This window comes from Stenotrophomonas sp. NRRL B-14846 (assembly GCF_050473585.1).
Lineage (GTDB): Bacteria > Pseudomonadota > Gammaproteobacteria > Xanthomonadales > Xanthomonadaceae > Stenotrophomonas.
Map to the genome: position 1 here is coordinate 741,920 of NZ_JBFLUN010000022.1, position 23,434 is coordinate 765,353.

The window sequence follows — 23,434 nt, forward strand, 5'->3', positions numbered from 1 at the left end:
GCCCGCAGCGTCGCAGCGCTGTCGTGAACGCCGGGTGTGAGAACGGGGTCAGATCCCTTTTCCCTGGGGAAGGGATCTGACCCCGGGCCAGGCCTCAGCCCGGCGGCGGGCCGAGCTTCAACGACAGATCGATGGCCTGCACGTGCTTGGTCAGGCCACCGATGGAAATGCAGTCGACGCCATCCTCGGCGATCGAGCGCAGACCGCCCAGGCCGACGCTGCCGGACACTTCCAGCGGAATGCGGCCCGCCGTGATGCGCACCGCCTCGCGGCGCAGGTCGGGGCTGAAGTCGTCCAGCAGGATGCGTTCGCAACCGGCTTCGAGCGCCTGGCGCAGCTGCGCCAGGTCCTCGACCTCGACCACCAGCGGCAGCGCGGGCCACTGCCGGCGTGCGCCCGCCACGGCGGCGGCCAGCGAACCGGCAGCGCGGATGTGGTTTTCCTTCAGCATCACCGTGTCGTACAGGCCGAAACGATGGTTCTCGCCACCGCCGCAGCGCACCGCGTACTTCTGCGCCAGGCGCAGGCCGGGCAGGGTCTTGCGGGTGTCGAGGATGCGCGTGCCAGTGCCGGCCACGGCCGCCACGTAGCGTGCGGTGGTCGTGGCGGTGCCGGACAGCGTCTGCAGGAAGTTCAGCGAAGTGCGCTCGGCGCTGACCAGGCTGCGGCTGCGCCCGTGCAGCAGGGCCAGCACGGTGCCTGCGGTGACCGCGTCGCCTTCGGCAACCTGCCAGTCGATGCGCACGTCCGGGTCGAGCGCGCGGTGGGTGGCGTCGAACCAGGGGCGGCCGGCAATCACTCCGTCCTGCTTGCACAGCAGGTAAGCGCTGTCGGCCTGGTCGGGCAGCAGGGCGGCGGTGACATCACCGCTGCCCAGGTCCTCGGCCAGTGCACGCGCGACATCGGCGGCGACAACGGCCGCATCCGGCGTCGGCAGCATGCTCATGCGGCCGGGAAGTCGGCGATCTGGGCGGTCGGGATGGCTTCTTCGGCCAGCAGCACCGGGATGCCGTCGTCGACGCGGAACACCTGCTTGCGGTCGCGGGTGACCAGCGCTTCGCGCAGCGGCTGCGCCAGCGGGTTGCCATCGGCCTTGTTCACCGCGCCGGTGGAAATGGCCTTGTTGAGGGCTTCCAGGCCCTTGCCATCCAGCAGGGACAGGGGCTGGCGGGTGTCCGGCGACACCAGCAGGTCGAGCAGCTTGCGATCCATGGTTCTTCGTCTTGCGTGGAAGACGGCTAGAATACGTCTTTAAGGCAGGTGACGGCCAATGACCCCCAACCCGATCGCGCCGCTTGTCGGCATCGTCATGGGTTCCCGTTCCGACTGGGAAACCATGCAGCACGCCGCCCAGAAGCTTGAAGCCCTGGGTGTTCCGTTCGAAGTGAAGGTGGTGTCCGCGCATCGGACGCCGGATGTGTTGTTCAGTTACGCCGAGCAGGCGGGCCCGCGAGGCCTGCGCGCGATCATCGCCGGTGCCGGCGGGGCCGCCCACCTGCCGGGCATGATCGCCGCCAAGACCGCCGTGCCGGTACTGGGTGTGCCGGTGCAGTCCAAGGCCCTCAACGGCATGGATTCGCTGCTGTCGATCGTGCAGATGCCGGCCGGCATTCCGGTCGCCACCTTCGCCATCGGCAATGCCGGCGCCTCCAATGCTGCGCTGTTCGCCGCCGCGATGCTGGCCAGTGACCAGCCGGCGATCGGCCAGGCACTCGACGCGTTCCGCGCACGCCAGACCGAAGACGTGATGGCCCACGACGATCCGCGCCAATGAGCCTGACCGTCGGCATCCTGGGCGGCGGCCAGCTCGCCCGCATGATGGTCCTGGCCGGTGCGCCGCTGGGACTGCGCTTCGAGCTGTACGACCCGGCCGCCGACGCCTGCAGCGGCCCGCTGGCGCCGCTCACCGTCGGTGCCTTCGATGACCGCCAGGCGCTGGCGGACTTCGCCGCCAAGGTCGACGTGGTCACCTTCGATTTCGAGAACGTGCCTGCCGACAGTGCACAGTTCCTGGCCGACCGCGTGCCGGTCTATCCGCCGCCGGCCGCACTGGCCGTGGCCCAGGACCGGTTGAGCGAGAAGACCCTGTTCCAGCAGCTGGGCATTCCGCTGCCGGCCTTCGCTGACATCCGCAGCCGTGACGAACTGGCGGCGAAGGCCGCCGAATTCGGCCTGCCGTGCATCCTGAAGACCCGCCGCCTGGGCTACGACGGCAAGGGGCAATTCCGCCTGCGCAGCGAAGCCGACATCGATGCCGCGTGGGACGCGCTGGGTGCGCAGGTCGATCGCACTGGACTGATCCTGGAAGGCTTCGTCGCCTTCCAGCGCGAGGTCAGCGTGGTCGCCGTGCGCGGCCGCGATGGCAGCTTCGAGGCGTGGCCGGTCACCGGCAACTGGCACGTCGACGGCGTGCTGTCGGCCAGTGTGGCCCCGGCCGTGCTGTCCGACGCCGAGCAGCAGGCGGCGATCGGCTATGCCCGTCGCGTCGCCGAACACCTGCAGTACGTCGGCGTGTTCGCGCTGGAGCTGTTCTGCCGTGATGGTGAGCTGCTGGCCAACGAGATGGCGCCGCGCGTGCACAACTCCGGCCACTGGACCATCGAAGGCAGCGAGACCTCGCAGTTCGAGAACCACCTGCGCGCCGTGCTGGGCCTGCCGCTGGGCAGCACCCGCATGCTCGGCCATGCCTGCATGCTGAACTGGCTGGGCCGGATGCCCGACCCGTTGCCGGTGCTGGCCCAGGCCAGTGGCCACTGGCATGACTATGGCAAGGAGTCGCGCGAAGGCCGCAAGGTCGGCCATGCCACATTGCGCGATGACGATGCCGCAGCACTGGCCGACGCGCTGGACCAGGTGGGCCAGGAACTGGACCGGCAGGCCCAGGTGGCACCGGCGGTGCACGCGCTGCGCAACCGCTGAACGCGGGCGTGCCGGCGTGCTGCCGGCACACCCCTGTATGGCTGCAACGGTGTGGCGCACCGGTGCAGCCATCGGCACAACATTCCCGGTGGTAGCGTGGAGCTCCTTTCACAGGAGTCACGACCATGCTCGACTGGAATGCCTACCGCAAGGAACTGAAGGGTCGCATCGGCGAGATCGGCAAGCTCTCGCCCGACACGGTCAAGGGCTACGCCACCCTGTCCAATGCCGGTGCCCAGACCAACCACCTTGACGCCAAGACCCGTGAGCTGATCGCGCTGGCGGTGGCGGTGACCACCCGCTGTGACGGTTGCATCACCGTGCACGTGGACGCGGCGCTGAAGCATGGCGCCAGCCGCGAGGAAATCGCCGAGGCGCTCGGTGTGGCGGTGTCGCTCAATGCCGGCGCCGCGCTGGTGTATTCGGCACGGGTGATGGACGCCGTGGCGGCACACGAGAGCGCGTGATGCCGCGCTCTGCTTCCCGGTAGTGCCGGCCGCTGGCCGGCAACCTCGGTACCTTTGTACGCCCAGTGGAATGCCGGCCAGCGGCCGGCACTACCCTTGGTCGAGTCGCCGCTTCAGCGCAGCTGGCTCTCGGCGAATTCCCAGTTGACCATCTGCCAGAACGCGTCCAGGTAACGCGCGCGATCATTCTGGTAGTCGGTGTAGTAAGCGTGCTCCCAGACGTCGCAGCACAGCAGCGGGGTGCTGTCACCGGTCAGGGGCGTGCCCGCGTTGCGGGTGGCCTGGATGCCCAGCTGGCCACCCGGATGCTGCACCAGCCACACCCAGCCCGAGCCGAACAGGCCCAGCGCGGTGCGGTTGAACTCCTCGCGCAGGCGCTGCGCGTCACCGAACTGGCGCTTGACCAGCTCGCCCAGCCGGCCCTGCGGTTCGCCGCCGCCGCGCGGGCGCAGGCACTGCCAGTAGAAACCGTGGTTCCAGGCCTGGGCGGCCGCATCGAACAGCGAGCCCTGGGCATGGCGCACGATCTCTTCCAGTGACGCTTCCTCCCACTCTGTACCGAGGGTGCCGGCGTTGACCGCGTCGATATAGGCGCGGTGGTGGCGACCGTGATGCAGCTCCACGGTCTGCGCGGACAGGTGGGGCTGCAGGGAGCCGGAGAGGTAGGGCAGGGCAGGCAATTCGACGGGCATGGACGGGTTCGTGGCCAGGGGACGGCGGCAGCCTGTTCCATCCGCTTACAATGGCGGCTACCGTGGGCAGTCTAGCCGACCATCACGGTCGGTTTGTCCGGCGAAGCAAGGAGTGTGGTTGTGGCGGTAATGCAGCAAATCCAGGCCGAGGTCGATCGTTACCCGCTCGTGCTGTTCATGAAGGGCACCCCGCAGTACCCGATGTGCGGCTTTTCCAGCCGCGCCGTGCAGGCGTTGATGGCCGCCGGCGCCGTCACCCTGCGCACCGTCAACGTGCTCGAAGAGCCGGAGATCCGCGCCAACCTGCCGCGCTTCTCCAACCTGCCGACCTTCCCGCAGCTGTTCATCAACGGTGAGTTGATCGGCGGCTGCGACATCGTCATGGAACTGTTTGAATCCGGCGAGCTCAAGCGCATCGTCGAAGAGGCGACCCAGGGATGAGTGCCTGGCCGTCGACGTCACCGACTGACGGGGCGCTCGATGGCCGCCCGTTGCAGGACCGCGTTGTGCTGGTCGCTGGTGCCGGGGGAGGACTGGGCAGTGCCGCGGCGGTCGCCGCCGCAGCGGCCGGGGCCACCGTGGTCCTGCTGGGGCGCAAGCCGCGCCGGCTGGACCGGGTCTATGCCCAGGTCCAGGCGGTCGGCCCGGAACCCCTGCTGTACCCGCTGGACCTGGAAGGCGCCGGCCCCGATGACTATGCCGAACTGGCCCAGGCCCTGCAGCGCAAGCTGGGTCGGCTGGATGGCCTGCTGGTCTGCGCCGCGCATTTCCCCGGCCTGACCCCGTTCGAGCTGGCCGACCCGGCCAGTTTCGCCCGCGCGGTCCATGTCACCCTGACCGCCCCGGCCTGGCTGGCCCAGGCCTGCCTGCCGCTGCTGCGGCAGCGCGAGGATGCGGCCCTGGTGTTCGCGGTCGATGCTCCCGAACGGGTAGGGCAGGCCTATTGGGGCGGTTATGGCGTGGCCCAGCATGGCCTGCGCGGCCTGATCGGCAGCCTGCACGATGAGTTGGGCCGCAGCCCGGTGCGGGTCAGCGGTCTGTACCCGGGGCCGCTGCGTACGGCGCTGCGGGCCCGTGCCTATTCCGTCGATCAGGACCCGGCTGCTCAAGGGCCCGAAGCGGCCGCCGCTGCGGCAGTGACCCTGTTGTCCCGCGCCGGCCATGCCTGGCGGGGGCAGATTCTGGATGCCAGCGAGGCAGCTCCCGGCGAGTGAGTCCCGGGGAAAGACGGAGTGAAGAACCCGTCACGATTGCGTTGCGATCCGGTGCCGTTTGTCGCACAACCGTCACATTGATGGCGTAGCGTGTTAATCTAGTGTTAACCGTTATGGCTGCCTTCAGCCAAGCGGTAGGGAACCCCAGATAACTCTCCGACCAGCCACCCGCAGGGCTGATTGGATGCGCTTTTTTTCCGCCATCGCCAACTCGCATCGAGGCTACCGAAAAATGACCCACCCACTCCGGATGTCCAAGCTTACCCTTGGTCTCGTGGCTGCACTTGCTGCCGCTCCCGCCTTCGCCCAGACCACCACTGCCGGTGTCGGCGGCCAGGTCGTGACCAACGGCGGCCAGCCCGTCGCCGGCGCTGAAGTCACCATCACGCACACCGAGTCGGGCACGGTTTCGCGCGCTACGACCGACGCTGCGGGTCGCTACAACGCGCGCGGCCTGCGCGTGGGTGGTCCGTACACCATCACCATCACCAAGCCGGGTGAAGGTACCAAGACCGAAGATGGCGTCTACCTGGGCGTGAACCAGACCGGCACCATCAACGCCATCCTGACCGGTGACGTGGCCAAGGCCACCAACCTGGACACCGTGCAGGTCACCGCCGTCGGCGGCGGCTCGGAAGTGTTCAGCGCCACCAAGATGGGCTCGGGCACCAACATCAGCCAGGAGCAGATCGAGATTGCGCCGTCCATCGGTGGCAACATCCAGGATCTGATGCGCCTGGATCCGCGCGTGACCTTCATCGACCGCGCCTCGGGCTCGATCTCGGCCGGCGGCCAGAACCCGCGCTACAACTCGATCAACATCGACGGCGTCTCGGCCAGCGACACCTTCGGCCTGGAAGGCAACAACATGCCGACCCGCCGCCAGCCGGTCGCCATGGAAGCCATCGAAGCGCTGGACATCAACCTGTCCAACTACGACGTCAGCATCGCTGGCGCCGCCGGTGCCACCGTCAATGCGGTGACCAAGTCCGGTACCAATGAGTTCCACGGTTCGGTCTACGGCACCTACCGTGACGGCGACTGGTTCGGCAAGAATCCGGAAGGCAAGAAGTTCAACGGCTTCAATGACGAAAAGACCTACGGCATGACCCTGGGCGGCCCGATCGTCAAGGACAAGCTGTTCTTCTTCGCCAACTACGAGAAGTTCAAGCAGTCCGCGCCGGGCGCCGACCTGTCCAGCACCGCGCTGGGCAAGGCCAATGCCGACTACAGCATGGCTGACGTGACCCGCGCCCAGGAAATCGCCAAGGGCTATGGCTTCGAAGCCGGCGGTATCGAAAGCAACGGCAACACCGATCTGGAAGAGTACGCGCTGAAGCTCGACTGGAACATCAACGAGAACCACCGCGCCAACATCCGTTACAGCAAGCTCGAGCAGAGCAAGCTGCGCATCAACGGCATGGGCTCGACCTCGCAGGCTTCGCTGAGCTCGTACTGGTACCAGCACGTCAAGACCAACGAGAGCTACGTCGCCCAGGTCTTCAGCGACTGGACCGACACTTTCTCGACCGAGCTGAAGGCTTCGTACCGCGAGTACTCGGCCATCCGCCAGGTGCCGACCAATGCGCCGAGCATCCGCATCTACTTCCCGCGCGGCGGTGATGTGACCACGCCGGAAGGCGACTCGCTGTTCCTGGGTACCGAGACCAACTCGCAGAACAACGTACTGGAAACCAAGGCGTGGAACTACTACGCCGCCGGTACGCTGACCCTGGGTAACCACGACCTGAAGTTCGGTGGTTCGTACGACACCAACGATGTCTACAACTACTATGGCGCTGGCTCGTGGGGTGCTTACACCTTCTACGGCCTGGACAATTTCGCCAAGGGCCAGTGGCAGACCTACCAGCTGAACAAGGAAACGAGCGCGAATTCGATCGCGGCTGACTACAAGTACAGCAACCTCGCCCTGTTCGTGCAGGACACCTGGTACGTCAACAGCAACCTGACCCTGACCATGGGCCTGCGTGGCGACCGTCCGAAGGCCAGCCCGGCACCGACCTACAACCAGAAGGCGCAGACCGTCTTCGGTTATGACAACAGTGCGGTGTTCCCGAGCAAGTTCCTGATCCAGCCGCGCTTCGGCTTCAACTACACCTTCGACACCGAGCGCCCGACCCAGCTGCGCGGCGGCATCGGCCTGTTCCAGGGTGATGCACCGCAGGTGTGGATCAGCAACAGCTACTCCACCACCGGCTTCAACTACGACTCGTACAACATCAGCCGCTACAACGGCCAGAAGTTCAATCCGGACAAGGACAACCAGCCGGTCCCGACCACCCCGGGCAGCGCGCTGCAGAACGTCAACTTCGTCGGTCGCGACTTCAAGCTGCCGTCGCTGTACAAGGCCAACCTGGCCTTCGATCACGAGCTGCCGTGGTACGGCATGGTCGCCTCGGCCGAGCTGCTGGTCACCAAGGTCAAGGATGGCCTGTACTACCAGCACCTGAACCTGGGCAAGGGCCGTCAGGTCGGTGCCGATGGTCGTGTGAACTACTACGTGCCTTCGGCTGATGGCAGGGCGTGGGGCACCAACGATGCGCGCAATGGTTATGCCGCACAGGGCTTCAACAACGTCTACCTGATCGACAACACCGACCAGGGTCGTACCTCGCAGTTCACCGTCTCGCTGAGCAAGCCGTGGAGCGCGAGCAGCGACTGGTCCTGGAACCTGGGCTACACCTACACCGATGCCAAGGAAGTGGGCAGCCTGACCAGCTCCACCGCCAGCTCGGGCTGGGGCTACCAGTACGCCTTCAATGCCAACGAGGAAATGCTGAACACCTCGCGCTACCAGATCCGCGACCGCCTGTCGGGCTCGCTGAACTGGAAGCACAAGTTCTTCGGCGACTACGAGACCAAGGTGGGCCTGGTGTACGAAGGCCGCAGCGGCCGTCCGTACAGCTACATCTATGTGAACGACGCCAACGGCGACGGCCGTTCGGGCAACGACCTGTTCTACGTGCCGCGTCGCGGCGAGGTCCTGTTCGGCACCCTGTCCAACGCCGGCAAGTTCACCGCCGATGCGGCGATGGAGAAGTCGTTCTTCGACTGGCTGGCGGCCAACCCGCAGCTGGCCAAGTACGAAGGCCAGGTGGCTCCGGCCAACCAGTTCCGTACCGGCTGGATCAACACCTTCGACATCCGCATCAGCCAGCAGCTGCCGGGCTTCATGAAGGGACACAAGTCGGAGATCTGGCTGGACATCCAGAACGTCGGCAACATGCTCAACAAGAAGTGGGGCAACATCTACGACTACGGCTTCTACGCCAACGCTCGTGTTGCCAGCCTGCAGGGCCTGTACAACGGCAAGTACGTCTACAACTACCGTGGCGCGGACCTGCCGAGCGTCGCCAACTCCGATGCTGACGGCTTCGACGTCGGTGTGTCGCAGTGGTCGATGCAGCTGGGCTTCCGCTACCAGTTCTGATGCGCTGACGTAGCTCTGCTGTAAACGGAAACGGCCGGGGAAACCCGGCCGTTTTCCGTTCAGGCGAAAGTCCTTGCAGGGCGTCGGGCAAGGGCGTAGCATCCAGAAATGTGCGCGGTGCCAACGCCGCCGACGCGGTCCCGGAAAGGCGACCGCGGGCAGCACACATTCAACGGTCGGGCTTCCCGGCCGTTTTGCTTTTTAAGGGGGCGGCAGTACAGTCGGAAACCTTGAAGGAAGCGAAAAATTGGATATGACCACGAACGAAAAATCGGCCCGTGCACTGCCGGTGCAGGATGCGCGGATCTACCCGCGCGGTGGGCTGGATGTGCTGTCGCGGGCCGAGGTGGCACGCCTCCGCGATGCCTCCGCCGGCGGCATGCATGAGCTGCTGCGCCGCTGCGCGCTGGCCGTGCTGACCAGCGGCAGCGCCTCGGACGATCCGCGCGCCGCGCGCGATCTCTACCCTGATTTCGACATCCAGGTGGCGCAGCAGGATCGCGGCGTGCGCATCGACCTGGTCAACGCACCGGCGATGGCCTTTGTCGACGGCGAGATCATCCGCGGCGTCGCCGAGCTGCTGTTCGCCGTCGTGCGCGATCTGGCCTACATGGCCATCGAGATGGGCCCGGCCTACGCCGCCGAGCTGGAGTCGTCCGAGGGCATCACCAATGCGGTGTTCGGCCTGCTGCGCAACGCGCGCATCCTCAACCCGGGTGACCCGAACCTGGTGGTGTGCTGGGGCGGCCACTCGATCTCGCGCGACGAGTACCTGTACACCAAGCAGGTCGGCTACGAGCTGGGCCTGCGCGGCCTGGACATCTGCACCGGCTGCGGCCCGGGTGCGATGAAGGGCCCGATGAAGGGCGCCACCATCGCCCATGCCAAGCAGCGCCGTACCGTGACGCGCTACATCGGCCTGACCGAACCGGGCATCATCGCTGCCGAGTCACCGAACCCGATCGTCAACCACCTGGTGATCATGCCGGACATCGAGAAGCGCCTTGAGGCCTTCGTCCGCATCGGCCACGGCATCATCGTGTTCGCCGGTGGCGTCGGCACCGCCGAAGAGATCCTGTACCTGCTCGGCATCCTGCTGCGCGAGGAGAACAAGGACCTGCCGTTCCCGCTGATCCTGACCGGCCCGACCGTGGCCGCGCCGTACTTCGAGCAGATCGACCGGTTCATCCGCCTGACCCTGGGTGATGAGGCTGCCGAGCGCTACGAGATCATCATCGGTGACCCGGTCGCGGTGGCCAAGAAGATGGCCAACGGCATCAAGCGCGTGCGCGAGCACCGCCTGGCGCAGAAGGACTCGTTCTTCTTCAACTGGTCGATCGAGATTCCGTGGGAGTACCAGCAGCCGTTCGTGCCGACCCACGAGGCGATGGCCGCGCTGGACCTGCACCACGGGCGCGCGCCGCACGCGCTGGCCGCCGACCTGCGCCGGGCGTTCTCGGGCATCGTCGCCGGCAACGTGAAGGAGGATGGCATGCGCCGCATTGAGCAGTTCGGGCCGTTCCAGATCCATGGCGACCCGGACATGATGCAGGCGTTGGACGCGCTGCTGCGCGCCTTCGTCGAGCAGCGCCGGATGAAGATCTCCGGCGAATACCAGCCCTGCTACCAGGTCCTGGCCTGAGCTCGGGCCGGCGCGATGGGGATCGCGCCGGCACTGGCAGGGGAGGGCGGGTCGTCAAGCCTTTGACGCCCGTCGCCCCGGATTGACCGTTCATCCTGCCGCCGCTTGCCGGTGGCAGGGCGATGGCCCATCGTGGCCACCAACACGCTGGGGAGCGTCCAATGTCTTTGCGCCGGCAAAACGGCTTCACGCTGGTTGAACTGATGGTCACGCTGGCGGTCTTCGTGATCCTGGCGTCGATCGCCTATCCGAGCTTCCGCGGCATGATCCGCTCGAACCGGCTGGCGACCGCCAACAATGAGCTGATCGCGCTGGCCAACCTGGCCCGCAGCGAAGGCATCCGCAACAGCAACGGTGGCGGTGTCTGTGGCAGCGCCGATGGCAAAGCCTGTGATGGCGACTGGTCCAAGGGTGTACTGGCCTGGTCGGACCTGGATGGCGACGGCCAGATGGGTAGCAATGACGTCGCGCTGCGCTTTTCGCAGGGCAACCCGCAGCTCAGCGTGGTGGGTCCGCCGGGCGCGGTCATCGCCTTTGACGGACGCGGCCGGCGCCGGGCGGTTGCTGACCAGACGCTGGTGCTGTCGCCGGATGCGTGCAAGGCCGGTGAATCGAAAAGCACGCTGACGATCAACCAATCCGGCCAGGTCCGGGTGACCAAGGGAACCTGCTCATGAGCCGCCGCAACCTGGCCCGCCCACGGTCTTCACAGGGCGGCTTCAGCCTGATCGAAGTGATGGTGGCGGTGCTGATCCTGGCATTCGGGCTGCTGGGCTTTGCCCTGCTGCAGACCACCAACGTCCGCTTCGTGCAGAGCGCGAATTACCGTACCCAGGCCACCAACCTGGCCAACGACCTGATCGAGCTGATGCGTGCCCAGCGTACCGACACGCTGGCCGGTGGCGCCTATTCCTCGGCCTCGTTCTCGGCTGGCTCGGTGAAGCCCAGCGGCGCGTGCTCCTGGCCGACCGGCGCCGCCGTGACGCCGAAGACGAACGTGGCGCGCTGGCAGTGCGAGGTCGCACGCACGCTGGGCGAGAAGGCCAGCGCGCAGGTGACCTTCGTGCAGAGCACCGGCCAGGTCACCGTGGCCATCAGCTGGGGTGACCAGCGCTGGGATCCGAAGGATCCCGACAGCCTTACCACCTTCGGCCTGACGACCTTCCTGTGAGCGCGCCCATGAGTCCAATTTCGCGAGCCCGAGGCCTGTCGCTGATCGAGCTGATGATCGCCATGGTCATCGGTCTGGTCCTGATGCTGGGCGTCACCCAGATCTTCATCGCCTCGCGTGCGGCGTCACGCCTGTCCGAAGGCGCGGCCCGCACCCAGGAGAACGCGCGCTTCGCGCTGGATTTCCTGCAGCGTGACCTGCGCATGGCCGGTCATTTCGGTTGCGTCAACGACCAGGCCCACGTGGTCAAGAACACCGGCGATGTCGGCTACCACCTGGGCATCAGCTCGGGCAGTGGCGACCCGCAGGATTTCTCGGTTCCGGTGCAGGGATACGAGGCTGCAGGTACGGCGCCGGGCGCCACGCTGACGCTGGGCCGTGCGTGGAGTGCGGCGCAGTCGGTTCCGAAGAGCATTGCCAACCTCAAGCCGGCACCATTGCCGGGCAGCGACATCCTGGTGCTGCGCCTGATGAGTCCGGAAGGAGCGGTCGTCACCGGCATATCCGTGGCCGCGGGCGCGACCACCCTGACCGTCTCCAGTGATGGCATGGCCCGACTGAAGGCCAATGCCGCAGGCACGCCGACGGTCTTCGGCGTGGCCGACTGCACCCGTGCGGACGTATTCCCCGCCACCATCAGCGGTTCGACGGTGAAGGTCGACAAAGTCGACCTGAGCAACTATTCGGTCAACAACGCGATGACCATGCTGTATCGCGCCGATGGCATGGCGTACTACATCGCGACCAATCCCAATGGCGAGCCGGCGCTTTACCGGGCACGCGCCAATGGCGCCGGCGGCTACGCCGATGGCGAGGAGCTGGTGGAAGGCATCGAGAACATGCAGTTCCTGTATGGCCTGGATGCCACCACGAACATTGCCCTGCCCACGCCGCCGACCGGTCGCATCGTGGACCAGCGCGTGGCCAGTGCGGTGAGTACCGGCACCGATGCCGCCGCCGCGGGGCAGTGGCGCCGCGTCGGCATGGTGCAGGTGGGCCTGCTGGCGCGCAGTCCGCAGCGTGCGTCGGCCGAAGCGCCGGGCAGCGCGGCCACCTATCCGGCCATCCTGGGGGTGGGCTTTGCCCCGGCCGATCCTTACGACCAGCGCCATCGTGGCGCCTATGAAGCGTCCGTTGCGCTGCGCAACCGCTTGTTCGGGAACTGACGACCATGCGCACTCATCCTTCCTCCAGGCGCCGTCCCTTCGTTGCCCAGGCACGGCAGCAGGGCGCCGTGCTCTACGTCGCGCTGATCATGCTGGTGCTGCTGGCCCTGCTGGGCGTGATCGGCATGCAGGTGGCCGGCATGCAGGAGCGCATGGCGGCCGGCTACCGGGCGACCAACATGGCGTTCCAGAACGCCGAAGGTGCGGCGCGCAGCGCCGAGAACGCGGTGGAGAACATCGCCAACCGGAAGGATGCCGGTACCAATCCGGCCGTAACGTCCGCCGACATCAGCCAGCAGTGCGATGACGGCTTCGATCCTTCGGGGTGGGTCGCGAAAACCAAGCTGGGCAGCAAGCCGGCGATCTACGTCCGTGAAATCCAGGGCTGCATCCAGGGGGAGGGTGCGCTGGACATGGGCAAGTCGGTGGAGAAGCCAACGCCGGTCTACCAGATCACGACGTATGCCGGTGATACCACCAGTGATGCGACGTCGCGTGCGGCGATCGATACCGTATTCAAGCTGTGAGGGTGGGGAGCCCATGAACACTCGCAACCGCAGGATCCTGGCAGGCGTTGGCCTTGCCGTCTTGGCCGCTGGCGGCTATCTGGCGCATACCCTGTTTGCTGCACAGGCGCAGGGCGTGCTGGCACAGGAGCCGATGAACGTGCAGACGCGCGCGACACCGGCGTTCATCATGGCGGTGGACGATTCGGGTTCGATGAACTTCGAGCGCATGTTCCCCGGTGGTGACGGCCGCATGCGCTGGAACAGCAACACCAACAGCTTCTTCAACAACGATGGAAGCTTCTTCAGCGTGGGCTCGGCGTGCGCCAACAACTCGGTGGACTGCTACCTCTACCTGTACCCGCATGCGGATTTCAACAAGGAGTATTCGCCGGGTCGCGCCATTCCGCCGCTGGACATCTACGGCTTCGCGCGTTCGCATGTCTACAACGCCAGTTACTTCAACCCGGCAGTGACCTACCGGCCGTGGACCAATGCCGACGGCACGCTGTGGGCGAATGCCTCGATCACCCAGACCCGCGCCGATCCACGGTCCGATCAGCGCGGCTACAAAGCCGTGTACAACATGACCGTCAATCGGGCCGACACCTCTGAGAAGTTCCAGTTCGTCAACGGCATGCGGATTCCCGACCTTTCCGGCACCGGCAATGAATACTATGTCGACAGCTGGTGGGATGGCGGGTGGAAGACCGCCGCGATCAGCAACACCGGCAACACCACGTACTCCATCAGCTACTTCCCGGCGACCTTCTACCTGCCGGCCGCAGCGCCTGCACCGGACGGATACAAGACCGACGACACCAGTCGCCCGGTGATCGCCGGTGCCTGTGGCCCGGGCTGCAACCTGCGCCGCTACCAGATCAAGTCGGGCAACTACTCGAGCCCGGCCGCCTACAACGCCGCGATCCAGAATTTCTCCAACTGGTTCCAGTATCACCGCAACCGCGTGCTGGCCATCGTCGGTTCGTCGACCGCCGCCCTGGTGAGCGTGGATACGATGCGAGTGGGCTACTTCACCATCAACAAGCTCAGCAACGCGACCATGTATGACATGGTCACCAACCGAGCTGACCTCTACAAGCAGATCTATGCGCTGACGGCCAACGGCGGCACGCCCAACCGTCGCGCCGTGGAGTATCTGGTCGACCAGTTCCGTCGTACCGACGCCGATGCCCCCGTGCAGCTGGCCTGCCAGCGTAATGGCGGCATGCTGTTCACCGACGGCTACACCAACTCCGGCAATGCACCGAGCGGGTCCTTCGGCGACGCCGACTCGGTGAACTCGACCCACCTGCCGTCCATTCCGTTCTCCGACGGCTACAGCAATACCATCGCCGACATCGCCGCGGCGGCTTATGCAGGCGCCCGCACCCCCCTGCGCACCGGGACCAGCTTCCCGGCGGGGCAGGTGCCGGTCAGTGACAAGTGCAGCTCCCTGGACAAGAGCAGCCCGGACTGGAAGCGCCTGGACTGCCAGACCGACCTGCACATGAACTTCTACGGCGTGACCCTGGGCGCGCAGGGCAAGATCTACGGTGTCAACCAGGCCGCAACCGCCGATCCGTACAAGACGGCGCCGAACTGGGCCGGCAATGGCAATCCGCTGGATGTCGATGACGGTACCGTCATCGATGAGCTGTGGCATGCGGCCGTCAACAGCCGTGGCGAGTTCATCAACGCGCAGACCCCGGCGGACGTCACCGAGGCCATGCGCCGGGTACTGTCTTCGATCAGCGGTGGCGCATCGCCTTCAGGCACGATCGGTATCAGTGGTGCGCGCATCGGCACCGGCTCACTGGCGGTCACTCCGCGCTATGACATCACCAACAGCGGCACCGACTGGTCGAGCAAGCTGACTGCGGCCAGCGTCAAGGTCAACGCCGACCAGGTCGCGGAGCTCACCGAGGTGTGGGAAGCCTCCAGCCGCCTGACGTCGTCCGGCCGCCGGATCGTGGCCAACAAGCTGGGCTCGCCGGTGGACTTCAACAGTGCCCGCATCAGCCTGCAGGATCTGTGCAGCAAACCCAGCGGCAAGTACGCGTCGATGCTGGTCTGCTCCACCGACAAGCTGACGACGATCAAGGCCGACCTGGCCAGTGCCATCAACTATCTCAGTGCCGACAGCTCGACCGAGGTCCGCAACGGCGGCAAGTACCGTGACCGGACCACGCCGCTGGGTGACATCGTCAATTCGGCGCCGGTGGTCAGCTCGCCGCTGGACGATTACGGTTACCGCCAGCTCGGCGGCACCTATGCCAAGAGCTACACCGACTACCTGGCCACCAAGGCCAAGTCGCAGCGGTACATGGTCTATGTCGGTGCCAATGACGGCATGCTGCACGCCTTCGATGGCGGCATGAAGGCTGATGCCAAGCAGGACGGTACCGGCGGCACCGAGAGCTTTGCCTACATCCCGGCCACCGCGCTGGGCCACATGGCCAACCTGCTGTTCCCGTACAAATCCGATACGGCCGACCAGACCTTCCGCCACCGCTATTACGTCGATGGCCCGGTTGCCGTGTCCGATACCTACAACGGCACCGCGTGGCAGACCAGCCTGGTCGGCACCACGGGTGCAGGTGGCCGTTCGGTGTTCGCGCTGGATGTCACTGCACCTGGCAGCTTCGGCACTGGCAACGTGCTGTGGGAAATCAGCGACATCAACTCGTCGCTGAGGGACGAGGTGCGCAACAACATCGGTTTCGTGCTGGGCAAGCCGGTGATCGTGCCGGTGAAGAGTGGTACCGGCGTGGCCTGGAAGGCGATCTTCGGCAATGGCTACGGCAGCGCCAACGGCAAGGCGGTGCTGTTCGTGGTCGATATGGCCACCGGCGACATCCGGATGATCGAAGCGGTCGAGGGCACCTCAGGCGCCGGCATCTCCGGGGACAATGGATTGGGCAATGTGGTCGTGGTCGATCGCTGGACCGGCGCGAGCCAGGATGCGCGCGGCCGTGATGGACTGGCCGACACCGTCTATGCCGCCGATCAGCGTGGCGCGGTGTGGAAGTTCGACCTGACCAGCAGTGCGAATACCACGCTGACCGTGCCGATGTTCACCAGCCAGGCGGCCCAGGACTCCTCCAACAAGACCTACCGCCAGCCGATCACCGGTGGCATGACCGCCGCGACCGGGCCCTCCGGTGGCGTGATGCTCTATTTCGGCACCGGCAGCTTCTCGTTCACCAGCGACAAGGATGACAAGGCGCAGCAGGCGCTGTACGCCGTGAACGATCTGTCGGGCAAGACGGTGACCTCGACGGTGACCGCTGCCAACCTGGTTCCGTACACGGCAGCGGCTGCCGCTGCGGGCGTCGATGAGCGCAAGATCACGGCGGGTGCGGCTCCAGCCAATGCGCGCGGCTGGATGATCCAGCTGCCTGCCGGCAATGGCGAGCGCGCGGTTGGCAATCCGACCCTGGTCAGTGGCATCGTCTTCATGCCGACCTATGTGCCCAACATGCAGTCGGTAGGCTGTTCGACCAGCGGTTCGAACTGGCTGTTCGGGTTGTCGTCGATCAGCGGCTTGCCGATGTTGGAGAACGTCCGTTACGGCTCGCCGGCCGGTAGCCAGCCCGGATCAGGGACCGCGGCGATCGCGTTGAAGACCGGAGGAACCGCGCCGGTGCGTGACGTCTCGTTGTCCGTGCTGCCGCGTCCGACGGACAACAAGGCGCCGCCCGGAGGCAGCACCTGCTGGATGGCCGTCGGCGCAGCGGGCAGCCAGTCGCTGTATCTGCCTTACCCATGCGGTCGCCAGTCCTGGCGCCAGCTCCAGTAACCCCAGTGCGAGGATCCATGCTCATGCTGCACACTCCCATGCCTCGCCGCGCGGCTGGCTTCACGCTGATCGAGTTGATGATCGTGGTGATCGTCATCGGCATCCTGGCGGCGATCGCCATTCCGTCCTATCAGGAATACGTGCGGCGATCGCACCGTGCGGTGGTGAAGGCGGACCTGGCCGAGTACGCGCAGCGTGCCGAGCGCTACCACACCAGCAACAACTCCTACACCGGCTACGCGCTGCCGACCAAGGTGTCGCCGCGTGATGGCGGTACCGTGCGCTACAACCTGGACTACAAGGGGGATGGCACCAGCTTCACCATCACCGCCACCCCGCAGGGCACGCAGGCCAAGGACAGCTGCGGCACGATGAGCGTGGACCAGGCCAACCGCAAGACGGCTGACGGTGGCGTTGCCAGCTGCTGGTGAAACAGGTGTTGATCTTCCTGTAATCGACCAGTACAATGCGCCTCCCCGCCCGAATAGCTCAGCCGGTTAGAGCACTTGACTGTTAATCAGGGGGTCGTTGGTTCGAGTCCAACTTCGGGCGCCAGATACTGCAAAAGCCGCGAGAAATCGCGGCTTTTGCTTTTCTGCGAGAGCATTCAGCAGGGTGTATCGCGGTCCACGCGCTCACTGCGGGCGCGGCCGCCATTGTTGACGATCAGTGCACCGTGCAGCCGGTTGCCTGCGCAGATGCGCAGGGTCAGGTTGGCCCCCGGGCTGCGTCCATCTGCCTGGAAGAACAGCTGCGGGCGCCCACTGCTGGCCTGGGCATGGATCGAGACGTCCGAGCGCCCGGTGTGATGGCTCAGGATCACCTCCGGCGACGCCGGCTCCCCGCGCTGGTCGCCACTGCGGTAGATGATCCAGCCTGCGCTCCAGTCGTCGCTGCAGCGCAGGCCGTCGACACTGGCGCAGAGGCCGATCAGCTCACGCCTGCGCACTGCCTCACTGCGCGCGCCGGACAGGCTGGCGTGCAGGGTCAGTTGCAGCGCGTCGGCGCGGTGCCGCAGCAGCAAAGGCTGCAGTGCCGGCCAGGTCGCGGCCAGCAGCACCGCCAGCACGGCGATGACCACCAGCAGTTCGGCCAGGTGCATGCCCCGCGCAGCGCGGGGACCGAGGGGGCAGGGGGCATGGGGCAGGTACATGCATCCAGCCTCCGCGCCCGGCTGGGCGGCCGCCATCGGGAATCCCCGTGGCTGGCTGCCCGGCGACCCCTCAGCCAGCCGTCACCCCTTGCCCCGTATACTCATCCTTCCCGGGAACTGGCAACACCATGAGCGACAGTTTTGAACTTGTCTCGCCGTATTCGCCGGCAGGCGACCAGCCCGATGCCATCGCGAAGCTGACCAGCAACTTCGAGGCCGGCATCGCCAAGCAGACCCTGCTCGGCGTGACCGGCTCGGGCAAGACCTACACCATCGCCAACGTCATCCAGAACGTGCAGAAGCCGACGCTGATCATGGCGCCGAACAAGACGCTGGCGGCGCAGCTGTATGGTGAGTTCAAGGCGTTCTTCCCGCACAACGCGGTGGAGTATTTCGTCAGCTACTACGACTACTACCAGCCGGAGGCCTACGTGCCCTCGTCGGACACCTTCATCGAGAAGGACAGTTCGATCAACGAGCACATCGAGCAGATGCGCCTGGCCGCGACCAAGACCCTGCTGTCGCGCCCGGATGCGATCGTAGTGGCGACGGTGTCGGCGATCTATGGCCTGGGTGCACCGGAAGACTACCTGTCGCTGCGCCTGATCCTGTCCAAGGGCGAGCGCATCGACCAGCGCGACCTGATCAACCACCTGACCCAGCTGCAGTACACGCGCAACGAGTACGAGCTGCAGCGCGGTACCTTCCGCGTGCGCGGCGAAGTGATCGACGTGTTCCCGGCCGAGTCGGACAGCGAGGCGCTGCGCCTTGAGCTGTTCGATGGCGAGGTCGAGAAGATCACCATGTTCGATCCGCTCACCGGCGAGACGCTGCGCAACATGCAGCGCTTCACCGTGTATCCGAAGACCCACTATGCGACCACGCGCGAACGCGTGCTGGCGGCGATCGAGACGATCAAGGTGGAGCTGAAAGAGCGGCTGGAGCAGCTGTACGCGCAGAACAAGCTGGTGGAGGCGCAGCGCCTGGCGCAGCGCACCCAGTTCGACCTGGAGATGATGGCCGAGGTCGGTTACTGCAACGGCATCGAGAACTACTCCCGGCACCTGACCGGCAAGGCTGCCGGCGAGCCGCCACCGACCCTGTTCGACTACCTGCCGGCGGATGCGCTGCTGGTCATCGACGAATCGCATGTGACCATTCCGCAGATCGGCGCCATGTTCAAGGGTGACCGCTCACGCAAGGAAACCCTGGTCGAGTTCGGCTTCCGGCTGCCGTCGGCGTTGGACAACCGTCCGCTGCGTTTCGAGGAATGGGAGGAGCGCTGCCCGCGCAGCATCTATGTGTCGGCCACGCCGGGCCCGTATGAGTACCGCGAGGCCGGTGACGAGATCACCGAGCTGGTGGTGCGCCCGACCGGCCTGATCGACCCGGTGGTGGAGATCCGCCCGGTGGGTACCCAGGTCGACGACCTGATGAGCGAGGCCAACGAGCGCATCAAGGCGGGTGACCGCGTGCTGGTCACCACGCTGACCAAGCGCATGGCCGAGAACCTCACCGAATACCTCACCGAGCATGGCATCCGCGTGCGCTACCTGCACTCGGACGTGGACACGGTCGAGCGCGTGGAGATCATCCGCGACCTTCGCCTGGGCAAGTTCGATGTGCTGGTCGGCATCAACCTGCTGCGCGAGGGCCTGGACATGCCCGAGGTATCGCTGGTGGCGATCCTCGACGCCGACAAGGAGGGCTTCCTGCGTTCCACCGGCTCGCTGATCCAGACCATCGGCCGCGCTGCCCGCAACGTGCGTGGCAAGGCGATCCTGTACGCCGACAAGATCACCCGTTCGATGCAGGCGGCGATCGATGAGACTGACCGTCGCCGCGCCAAGCAGGTCGAGTACAACGAGGAACATGGCATCGTGCCGCGCTCGGTGGCGCGCCCGATCGTCGATGTCCTCGAAGGCGCGCGTTCGGATGCCGCGGAAAAGGAATCCAAGAAGGGCAAGGGCAAGGGCCGGGCGGGCGTGGCCGAAGAGGCGGCCGACTATCGTTCGCTGTCGCCGGCGCAGCTTGGGGTCCGTCTCAAGGCGCTGGAACAGCAGATGTACCAGCACGCCAAGGACCTGGAATTCGAGGATGCCGCGCGCGTGCGTGACCAGATCCGGCAGCTGAAGGAAGCCAGCCTGGGCTGAACGCGGCAGTGCAGCATCATCTTCACAAAAGTGTTGCGCTTCCCTGCCGGCATCCGTAATATACGCGGCCTGCACCGACGCAATCGCGGAAATGCAGAAGCAAAACGGGCGGTTAGCTCAGCGGTAGAGCACTACCTTGACATGGTAGGGGTCACAGGTTCGAACCCTGTACCGCCCACCACGAAGTCCTCGCAGGAGGGCTGTCGTGAACTGCAAAGCCCGGCCCTGGCGCCGGGTTTTTACGTAACAAGGCCAGTCTTCGGGCGGCAAGAACAAGATGGGCGGTTAGCTCAGCGGTAGAGCACTACCTTGACATGGTAGGGGTCACAGGTTCGAACCCTGTACCGCCCACCACCTGCTCCCGGCGTTGCCGGTGTAGCGGTGGAAACGATGAAAGCCGGCCCCGGGGCCGGCTTTTTTCGTTCCGGGGACAGTGCCCCGGCGTTTCCGCGATGCCGCCTCCCTACCGGTTCAGTGGCGTGAAATCAGCGGGTGATGGTGATCGAACGCTGGATCTGCCAGTGGCCATCGACGCGCTCCCACAGCTGCGCCACACGTACCCGGGCCAGCGCAGCATGAGGGCTGCCGTCGTGGTCGCCTGCCGGTTGCTGGCTGCCCAGGCGCAGCACGCGATCCTGGCGCAGGTGATAGAACTGCAGGGGCAGCGCTTCATGCGTGTCCTGCGGGCCCTCGGTGCGCAGGATCTGGCTGCGCAGGGCATCCTCGGTGGGCCCGCTGCCGTCGCCGAACAGGCTGGAGAACAGCAGGATCAGGGCAAGCATCGGCATGGCACGGTGCTCCAGCGGGAAAGTGCATGCAGGCTGGCATGGCCGGCCGGGCACCGCAGCCGGCCTGCGACGAAGGCGGGGATTGCGCCGCCAAAGGCAGGCAGGCGCCGATGAATCCGGGCCGCGCAGGCGTAGACTCGGCGCTACCGCGCAACCGCGCCATCACTGCAAGGAGCTGCCACATGAGCGATCACGTCCCGGTGTCCAGGCCCAATCCGTTCCTGGAACGCCTGTTCGGCGGCAACATGCTGGAAGGCACGTTCAAGGCAGTGATCTGGGTTGCGATCCTGTGCGCGCTGCTGGCGTGGACCACGCTGCGCTGAGCGACGCTACCGCGCGGGCTTCTCTGCTGATGCAGTGAATGCGGGTGCCGCCGCAAGGGTGCGGCGGCAGTGTCCGTGCGTGTGTCGTCAGGCGCTGAAGGCCTGGCGCAGGCTGCGCAGGGTCGCCTGGCGATGTTCCCGGGCCGTCGGTTCGCCCATCTCCAGCTCCTGCAGGCGCAGTCCGACCAGGGTCATCGACAGCGCATAGCCGCGTGCGGCGTCGGCAACGCGTGACAGGCCCACTGCACGGCGTGCCAGTGCGTTCACGTGTTCAAGGTCGGGCATCAGCCCCAGATAGACGCGCTCGGCGCTGTCCAGGTCGGGCGCGCGCAGGATCGCGTGGGCTTCGGTGGCGGGGGAGACGGAGGCCATGGGGGGTCCTTGTCCGTAGGGGGCATGCGCTCAGAAGGCGCGCATCAGGGAAACGAAGGCTGACGTCTGCGTGCCACGTCGCGCCATCGGGCTGTCCTTCACTGCATCACCGAACCACTGGTTGGCCACCACGCCGGTGGCGCGCCATTTCGTGCCCAGCGGCGTGCTGACCGCGATCTGCAGGCTTGGCGACGTGGTACTGCCCGGGCGGTAAGCGGCGAGGCCCGAGCGCAGTGCTTCTTCGTCGCTGATGCCGTAGTAGTAGTCGAGCAGCCGTGCACTGGAATGCACCACGCCCGCCCGCGGCACCCAGGTGAAGCGACCTGCCTGGATCGGGTAGCTGTAATGCAGGCGCGACTCGATACCACCGCCATGGCCGGTGACTTCCCGCATCACGCTGGCCTCGACCATGCCCCAGTCGGCGCTGTACTCACCGTTGATTCCCGCCATGGCCGACATCTGCCGGCTATGCAGGCGGCGCAGCTGCGCATCGTTCACATCGTCGGTCTTGAAGCGCAGCGTGTAGGGCGTGACCGCCGCCGACAGGCGCAGTCCCTGGCCCTTGTAGAGGTACATGCCCAGCGAGCCAGGGCTGGCGAAGAAGCGCTCGCCCTGCCAGGCAACGGCCGGTACCACCAGCGGTTTGACGTCATAGTGCGCGTATGCGCCGGAGGTGGCGCCAGCGCTGATGCCGGCCTGCACGCCCGGGGCCTGCCCGGCAGCGTGGGTGAGCAGCGGCACGCCGAGGGCAGCGGTGAACAGCAGCGGGCGCAGCAGGGTCGGGGACAGCGACGGCATCGATCAGCCACGTTGCAGGGGATGGCTGCGCATGGTGACGGGGCAACATTGTCAGAACATTGCGCCCGCGCGTTCGGCATGCATGAGCGCAAAATCACGGCGCCAGGCACTATGATCGGCAGCGTTTCCGGTTGACGAGTCCCTGATGCGCATCCTCCTGGTCGAAGACGATCCTGATCTGTCCCGTGCCCTGCAGTCGGGCCTGGAGCGGCAGGGCGTGGTCGCCGACGTGGTCGGCAGCCTGGCCGAGGCCGCGCTCGCATTGCGCGAACCGGTGCACCAGCTGCTGCTGCTCGACCGTCAGCTGCCCGATGGCGATGGCGCCGGATTCGTCGCGACGGCGCGCGCGCTGCGGCCGAACCTGGCGGTGATCATGCTGACCGCCAAGGGCACGCTGTCGGACAAGGTCGAAGGCCTGGACGTCGGTGCCGATGACTATCTGGTCAAGCCGGTGGCGATCGAGGAACTGATGGCACGCATCCGCGCCGTTTCGCGCAGGCCTTCGGCGATGGTGACGCCAAGCCTGCGGCTGGGGCGGCTCGAGTTCGATTTCGAATCGCTGCAGGCACAGGTGGAGGGCCAGCCGCTGGCATTGCCACGGCGGCAGGTGCTGGTGCTGCAGGCGTTGGCAATGCGGCAGGGGCGCACGGTCACCCGCAGTGCGTTGGAGGCTGCGGTGTACGGCTTCGACGATGAGATCCAGTCCAATGCGCTTGACGCGCACATCTCCAAGCTGCGCAAGGCACTGCAGCAGGCCGGTGCCGGCGTGGAGATCCACGTGATCCGGGGCGTCGGCTACCTGCTGGCGGAGGCCTGA

Annotated in this window: 23 protein-coding genes and 3 tRNA genes; 19 read left to right on the forward strand and 7 right to left on the reverse strand. The window is 66.2% G+C overall.

The features are described from left to right. Positions 1-94: 94 nt before the first annotated feature. Positions 95-946 carry a carboxylating nicotinate-nucleotide diphosphorylase gene (nadC, locus tag AB1281_RS05515; protein WP_119007604.1) on the reverse strand — a complete coding sequence of 284 codons (852 nt, stop codon included), beginning with the start codon at positions 944-946 and terminating at the stop codon, positions 95-97. Next, positions 943-1,212, reverse strand: coding sequence for a Trm112 family protein (locus AB1281_RS05520; protein WP_032128883.1), 270 nt, complete (start codon positions 1,210-1,212; stop codon positions 943-945). Before AB1281_RS05520 ends, nadC begins: the two co-directional genes overlap by 4 nt. 58 nt (positions 1,213-1,270) lie before the next feature. Between AB1281_RS05520 and purE the strand changes: the two genes are divergently transcribed. From purE to AB1281_RS05535, 3 genes are all read left to right on the forward strand, one after another. Next, positions 1,271-1,774 carry a 5-(carboxyamino)imidazole ribonucleotide mutase gene (purE, locus tag AB1281_RS05525; RefSeq protein WP_005412808.1) on the forward strand — a complete coding sequence of 168 codons (504 nt, stop codon included), beginning with the start codon at positions 1,271-1,273 and terminating at the stop codon, positions 1,772-1,774. Further along, complete coding sequence (locus AB1281_RS05530; RefSeq protein WP_430345260.1) at positions 1,771-2,919, forward strand: 5-(carboxyamino)imidazole ribonucleotide synthase; 1,149 nt, start codon at positions 1,771-1,773, stop codon at positions 2,917-2,919. Before purE ends, AB1281_RS05530 begins: the two co-directional genes overlap by 4 nt. Before the next feature lie 125 nt (positions 2,920-3,044). Next, positions 3,045-3,386, forward strand: coding sequence for a carboxymuconolactone decarboxylase family protein (locus AB1281_RS05535; RefSeq protein ID WP_008268125.1), 342 nt, complete (start codon positions 3,045-3,047; stop codon positions 3,384-3,386). 113 nt (positions 3,387-3,499) lie between these two features. Here AB1281_RS05535 and AB1281_RS05540 read toward each other — a convergent pair whose 3' ends face one another. Then, positions 3,500-4,078, reverse strand: a complete 579-nt coding sequence (locus AB1281_RS05540) for a superoxide dismutase (protein WP_430345261.1) — start codon at positions 4,076-4,078, stop codon at positions 3,500-3,502. 120 nt (positions 4,079-4,198) lie between these two features. Between AB1281_RS05540 and grxD the strand changes: the two genes are divergently transcribed. The 11 genes from grxD (at position 4,199) to AB1281_RS05595 (ending at position 17,585) form a co-directional block, all read left to right on the forward strand. Next, positions 4,199-4,519: a Grx4 family monothiol glutaredoxin gene (grxD, locus tag AB1281_RS05545; protein WP_005415957.1), complete on the forward strand. Its 321-nt coding sequence runs from the start codon at positions 4,199-4,201 to the stop codon at positions 4,517-4,519. Next, positions 4,516-5,292 carry an SDR family NAD(P)-dependent oxidoreductase gene (locus AB1281_RS05550; protein WP_430345262.1) on the forward strand — a complete coding sequence of 259 codons (777 nt, stop codon included), beginning with the start codon at positions 4,516-4,518 and terminating at the stop codon, positions 5,290-5,292. The genes grxD and AB1281_RS05550 overlap by 4 nt, the downstream gene beginning before the upstream one ends. Positions 5,293-5,542: 250 nt before the next feature. Then, positions 5,543-8,743, forward strand: a complete 3,201-nt coding sequence (locus AB1281_RS05555; RefSeq protein ID WP_430345263.1) for a TonB-dependent receptor — start codon at positions 5,543-5,545, stop codon at positions 8,741-8,743. A gap of 253 nt (positions 8,744-8,996) precedes the next feature. After that, entirely contained in the window at positions 8,997-10,385 is a 1,389-nt protein-coding gene (gene ppnN / locus AB1281_RS05560) for a nucleotide 5'-monophosphate nucleosidase PpnN (protein ID WP_014036604.1), read from the forward strand. A 161-nt stretch (positions 10,386-10,546) separates the two neighbouring features. Continuing rightward, positions 10,547-11,062, forward strand: coding sequence for a pilus assembly FimT family protein (locus AB1281_RS05565; RefSeq protein WP_014036605.1), 516 nt, complete (start codon positions 10,547-10,549; stop codon positions 11,060-11,062). Next, complete coding sequence (gene pilV / locus AB1281_RS05570) at positions 11,059-11,556, forward strand: type IV pilus modification protein PilV (RefSeq protein ID WP_014036606.1); 498 nt, start codon at positions 11,059-11,061, stop codon at positions 11,554-11,556. Before AB1281_RS05565 ends, pilV begins: the two co-directional genes overlap by 4 nt. A gap of 8 nt (positions 11,557-11,564) precedes the next feature. Then, complete coding sequence (locus AB1281_RS05575) at positions 11,565-12,722, forward strand: PilW family protein (RefSeq protein ID WP_430345264.1); 1,158 nt, start codon at positions 11,565-11,567, stop codon at positions 12,720-12,722. 5 nt (positions 12,723-12,727) lie between these two features. Beyond that, a complete protein-coding gene (locus AB1281_RS05580; RefSeq protein WP_049446006.1) occupies positions 12,728-13,249 on the forward strand; it encodes a pilus assembly PilX family protein in 522 nt (173 codons plus the stop codon). Positions 13,250-13,262: 13 nt separating this feature from the next. Next, the gene (locus AB1281_RS05585) at positions 13,263-17,030 is read left to right on the forward strand and encodes a pilus assembly protein (protein WP_430345265.1); all 3,768 of its coding nucleotides are present in this window, start codon (positions 13,263-13,265) and stop codon (positions 17,028-17,030) included. A gap of 23 nt (positions 17,031-17,053) precedes the next feature. Further along, on the forward strand, positions 17,054-17,461 hold the full coding sequence (locus AB1281_RS05590) for a type IV pilin protein (protein WP_014036610.1): 408 nt from the start codon (positions 17,054-17,056) through the stop codon (positions 17,459-17,461). Positions 17,462-17,508: 47 nt separating this feature from the next. After that, a tRNA-Asn gene (locus tag AB1281_RS05595) sits at positions 17,509-17,585 on the forward strand. 52 nt (positions 17,586-17,637) lie between these two features. Here the strand turns inward: AB1281_RS05595 and AB1281_RS05600 are convergent. After that, positions 17,638-18,183, reverse strand: coding sequence for a GspH/FimT family pseudopilin (locus tag AB1281_RS05600; RefSeq protein ID WP_430345266.1), 546 nt, complete (start codon positions 18,181-18,183; stop codon positions 17,638-17,640). Positions 18,184-18,311: 128 nt separating this feature from the next. Between AB1281_RS05600 and uvrB the strand changes: the two genes are divergently transcribed. The 3 genes from uvrB to AB1281_RS05615 all read left to right on the forward strand — a co-directional run bounded on the left by uvrB (position 18,312) and on the right by AB1281_RS05615 (position 20,690). After that, entirely contained in the window at positions 18,312-20,336 is a 2,025-nt protein-coding gene (gene uvrB, locus AB1281_RS05605; protein WP_430345267.1) for an excinuclease ABC subunit UvrB, read from the forward strand. Positions 20,337-20,442: 106 nt separating this feature from the next. Beyond that, positions 20,443-20,517: transfer RNA gene (locus AB1281_RS05610), tRNA-Val, on the forward strand. 98 nt (positions 20,518-20,615) lie between these two features. After that, a tRNA-Val gene (locus AB1281_RS05615) sits at positions 20,616-20,690 on the forward strand. Positions 20,691-20,821: 131 nt separating this feature from the next. Here AB1281_RS05615 and AB1281_RS05620 read toward each other — a convergent pair. Continuing rightward, entirely contained in the window at positions 20,822-21,124 is a 303-nt protein-coding gene (locus tag AB1281_RS05620) for a hypothetical protein (RefSeq protein WP_430345268.1), read from the reverse strand. Between the two features lie 182 nt (positions 21,125-21,306). On the opposite strand from AB1281_RS05620, the gene AB1281_RS05625 reads away from it, so the two are divergent. Then, the gene (locus AB1281_RS05625; RefSeq protein WP_162838510.1) at positions 21,307-21,447 is read left to right on the forward strand and encodes a hypothetical protein; all 141 of its coding nucleotides are present in this window, start codon (positions 21,307-21,309) and stop codon (positions 21,445-21,447) included. 87 nt (positions 21,448-21,534) lie between these two features. Here AB1281_RS05625 and AB1281_RS05630 read toward each other — a convergent pair whose 3' ends face one another. Then, complete coding sequence (locus tag AB1281_RS05630; RefSeq protein WP_014036615.1) at positions 21,535-21,819, reverse strand: hypothetical protein; 285 nt, start codon at positions 21,817-21,819, stop codon at positions 21,535-21,537. A gap of 30 nt (positions 21,820-21,849) precedes the next feature. Further along, positions 21,850-22,617 (reverse strand): MipA/OmpV family protein, encoded by a 768-nt coding sequence (locus AB1281_RS05635; RefSeq protein WP_430345269.1) that lies wholly within the window; start codon positions 22,615-22,617, stop codon positions 21,850-21,852. 145 nt (positions 22,618-22,762) lie between these two features. Between AB1281_RS05635 and AB1281_RS05640 the strand changes: the two genes are divergently transcribed. Then, positions 22,763-23,434 carry a response regulator transcription factor gene (locus tag AB1281_RS05640; RefSeq protein ID WP_005415973.1) on the forward strand — a complete coding sequence of 224 codons (672 nt, stop codon included), beginning with the start codon at positions 22,763-22,765 and terminating at the stop codon, positions 23,432-23,434.

Coding starts and splice junctions, on each gene's coding strand:
- nadC (WP_119007604.1), bottom strand. CDS start 946: ATGAGCATGCTGCCGACGCCGGATGCGGCCGTTGTCGCCGCCGATGTC.
- AB1281_RS05520 (WP_032128883.1), bottom strand. CDS start 1,212: ATGGATCGCAAGCTGCTCGACCTGCTGGTGTCGCCGGACACCCGCCAG.
- purE (WP_005412808.1), top strand. CDS start 1,271: ATGACCCCCAACCCGATCGCGCCGCTTGTCGGCATCGTCATGGGTTCC.
- AB1281_RS05530 (WP_430345260.1), top strand. CDS start 1,771: ATGAGCCTGACCGTCGGCATCCTGGGCGGCGGCCAGCTCGCCCGCATG.
- AB1281_RS05535 (WP_008268125.1), top strand. CDS start 3,045: ATGCTCGACTGGAATGCCTACCGCAAGGAACTGAAGGGTCGCATCGGC.
- AB1281_RS05540 (WP_430345261.1), bottom strand. CDS start 4,078: ATGCCCGTCGAATTGCCTGCCCTGCCCTACCTCTCCGGCTCCCTGCAG.
- AB1281_RS05550 (WP_430345262.1), top strand. CDS start 4,516: ATGAGTGCCTGGCCGTCGACGTCACCGACTGACGGGGCGCTCGATGGC.
- AB1281_RS05555 (WP_430345263.1), top strand. CDS start 5,543: ATGTCCAAGCTTACCCTTGGTCTCGTGGCTGCACTTGCTGCCGCTCCC.
- ppnN (WP_014036604.1), top strand. CDS start 8,997: ATGACCACGAACGAAAAATCGGCCCGTGCACTGCCGGTGCAGGATGCG.
- AB1281_RS05565 (WP_014036605.1), top strand. CDS start 10,547: ATGTCTTTGCGCCGGCAAAACGGCTTCACGCTGGTTGAACTGATGGTC.
- pilV (WP_014036606.1), top strand. CDS start 11,059: ATGAGCCGCCGCAACCTGGCCCGCCCACGGTCTTCACAGGGCGGCTTC.
- AB1281_RS05575 (WP_430345264.1), top strand. CDS start 11,565: ATGAGTCCAATTTCGCGAGCCCGAGGCCTGTCGCTGATCGAGCTGATG.
- AB1281_RS05580 (WP_049446006.1), top strand. CDS start 12,728: ATGCGCACTCATCCTTCCTCCAGGCGCCGTCCCTTCGTTGCCCAGGCA.
- AB1281_RS05585 (WP_430345265.1), top strand. CDS start 13,263: ATGAACACTCGCAACCGCAGGATCCTGGCAGGCGTTGGCCTTGCCGTC.
- AB1281_RS05590 (WP_014036610.1), top strand. CDS start 17,054: ATGCTGCACACTCCCATGCCTCGCCGCGCGGCTGGCTTCACGCTGATC.
- AB1281_RS05600 (WP_430345266.1), bottom strand. CDS start 18,183: ATGTACCTGCCCCATGCCCCCTGCCCCCTCGGTCCCCGCGCTGCGCGG.
- uvrB (WP_430345267.1), top strand. CDS start 18,312: ATGAGCGACAGTTTTGAACTTGTCTCGCCGTATTCGCCGGCAGGCGAC.
- AB1281_RS05620 (WP_430345268.1), bottom strand. CDS start 21,124: ATGCCGATGCTTGCCCTGATCCTGCTGTTCTCCAGCCTGTTCGGCGAC.
- AB1281_RS05625 (WP_162838510.1), top strand. CDS start 21,307: ATGAGCGATCACGTCCCGGTGTCCAGGCCCAATCCGTTCCTGGAACGC.
- AB1281_RS05630 (WP_014036615.1), bottom strand. CDS start 21,819: ATGGCCTCCGTCTCCCCCGCCACCGAAGCCCACGCGATCCTGCGCGCG.
- AB1281_RS05635 (WP_430345269.1), bottom strand. CDS start 22,617: ATGCCGTCGCTGTCCCCGACCCTGCTGCGCCCGCTGCTGTTCACCGCT.
- AB1281_RS05640 (WP_005415973.1), top strand. CDS start 22,763: ATGCGCATCCTCCTGGTCGAAGACGATCCTGATCTGTCCCGTGCCCTG.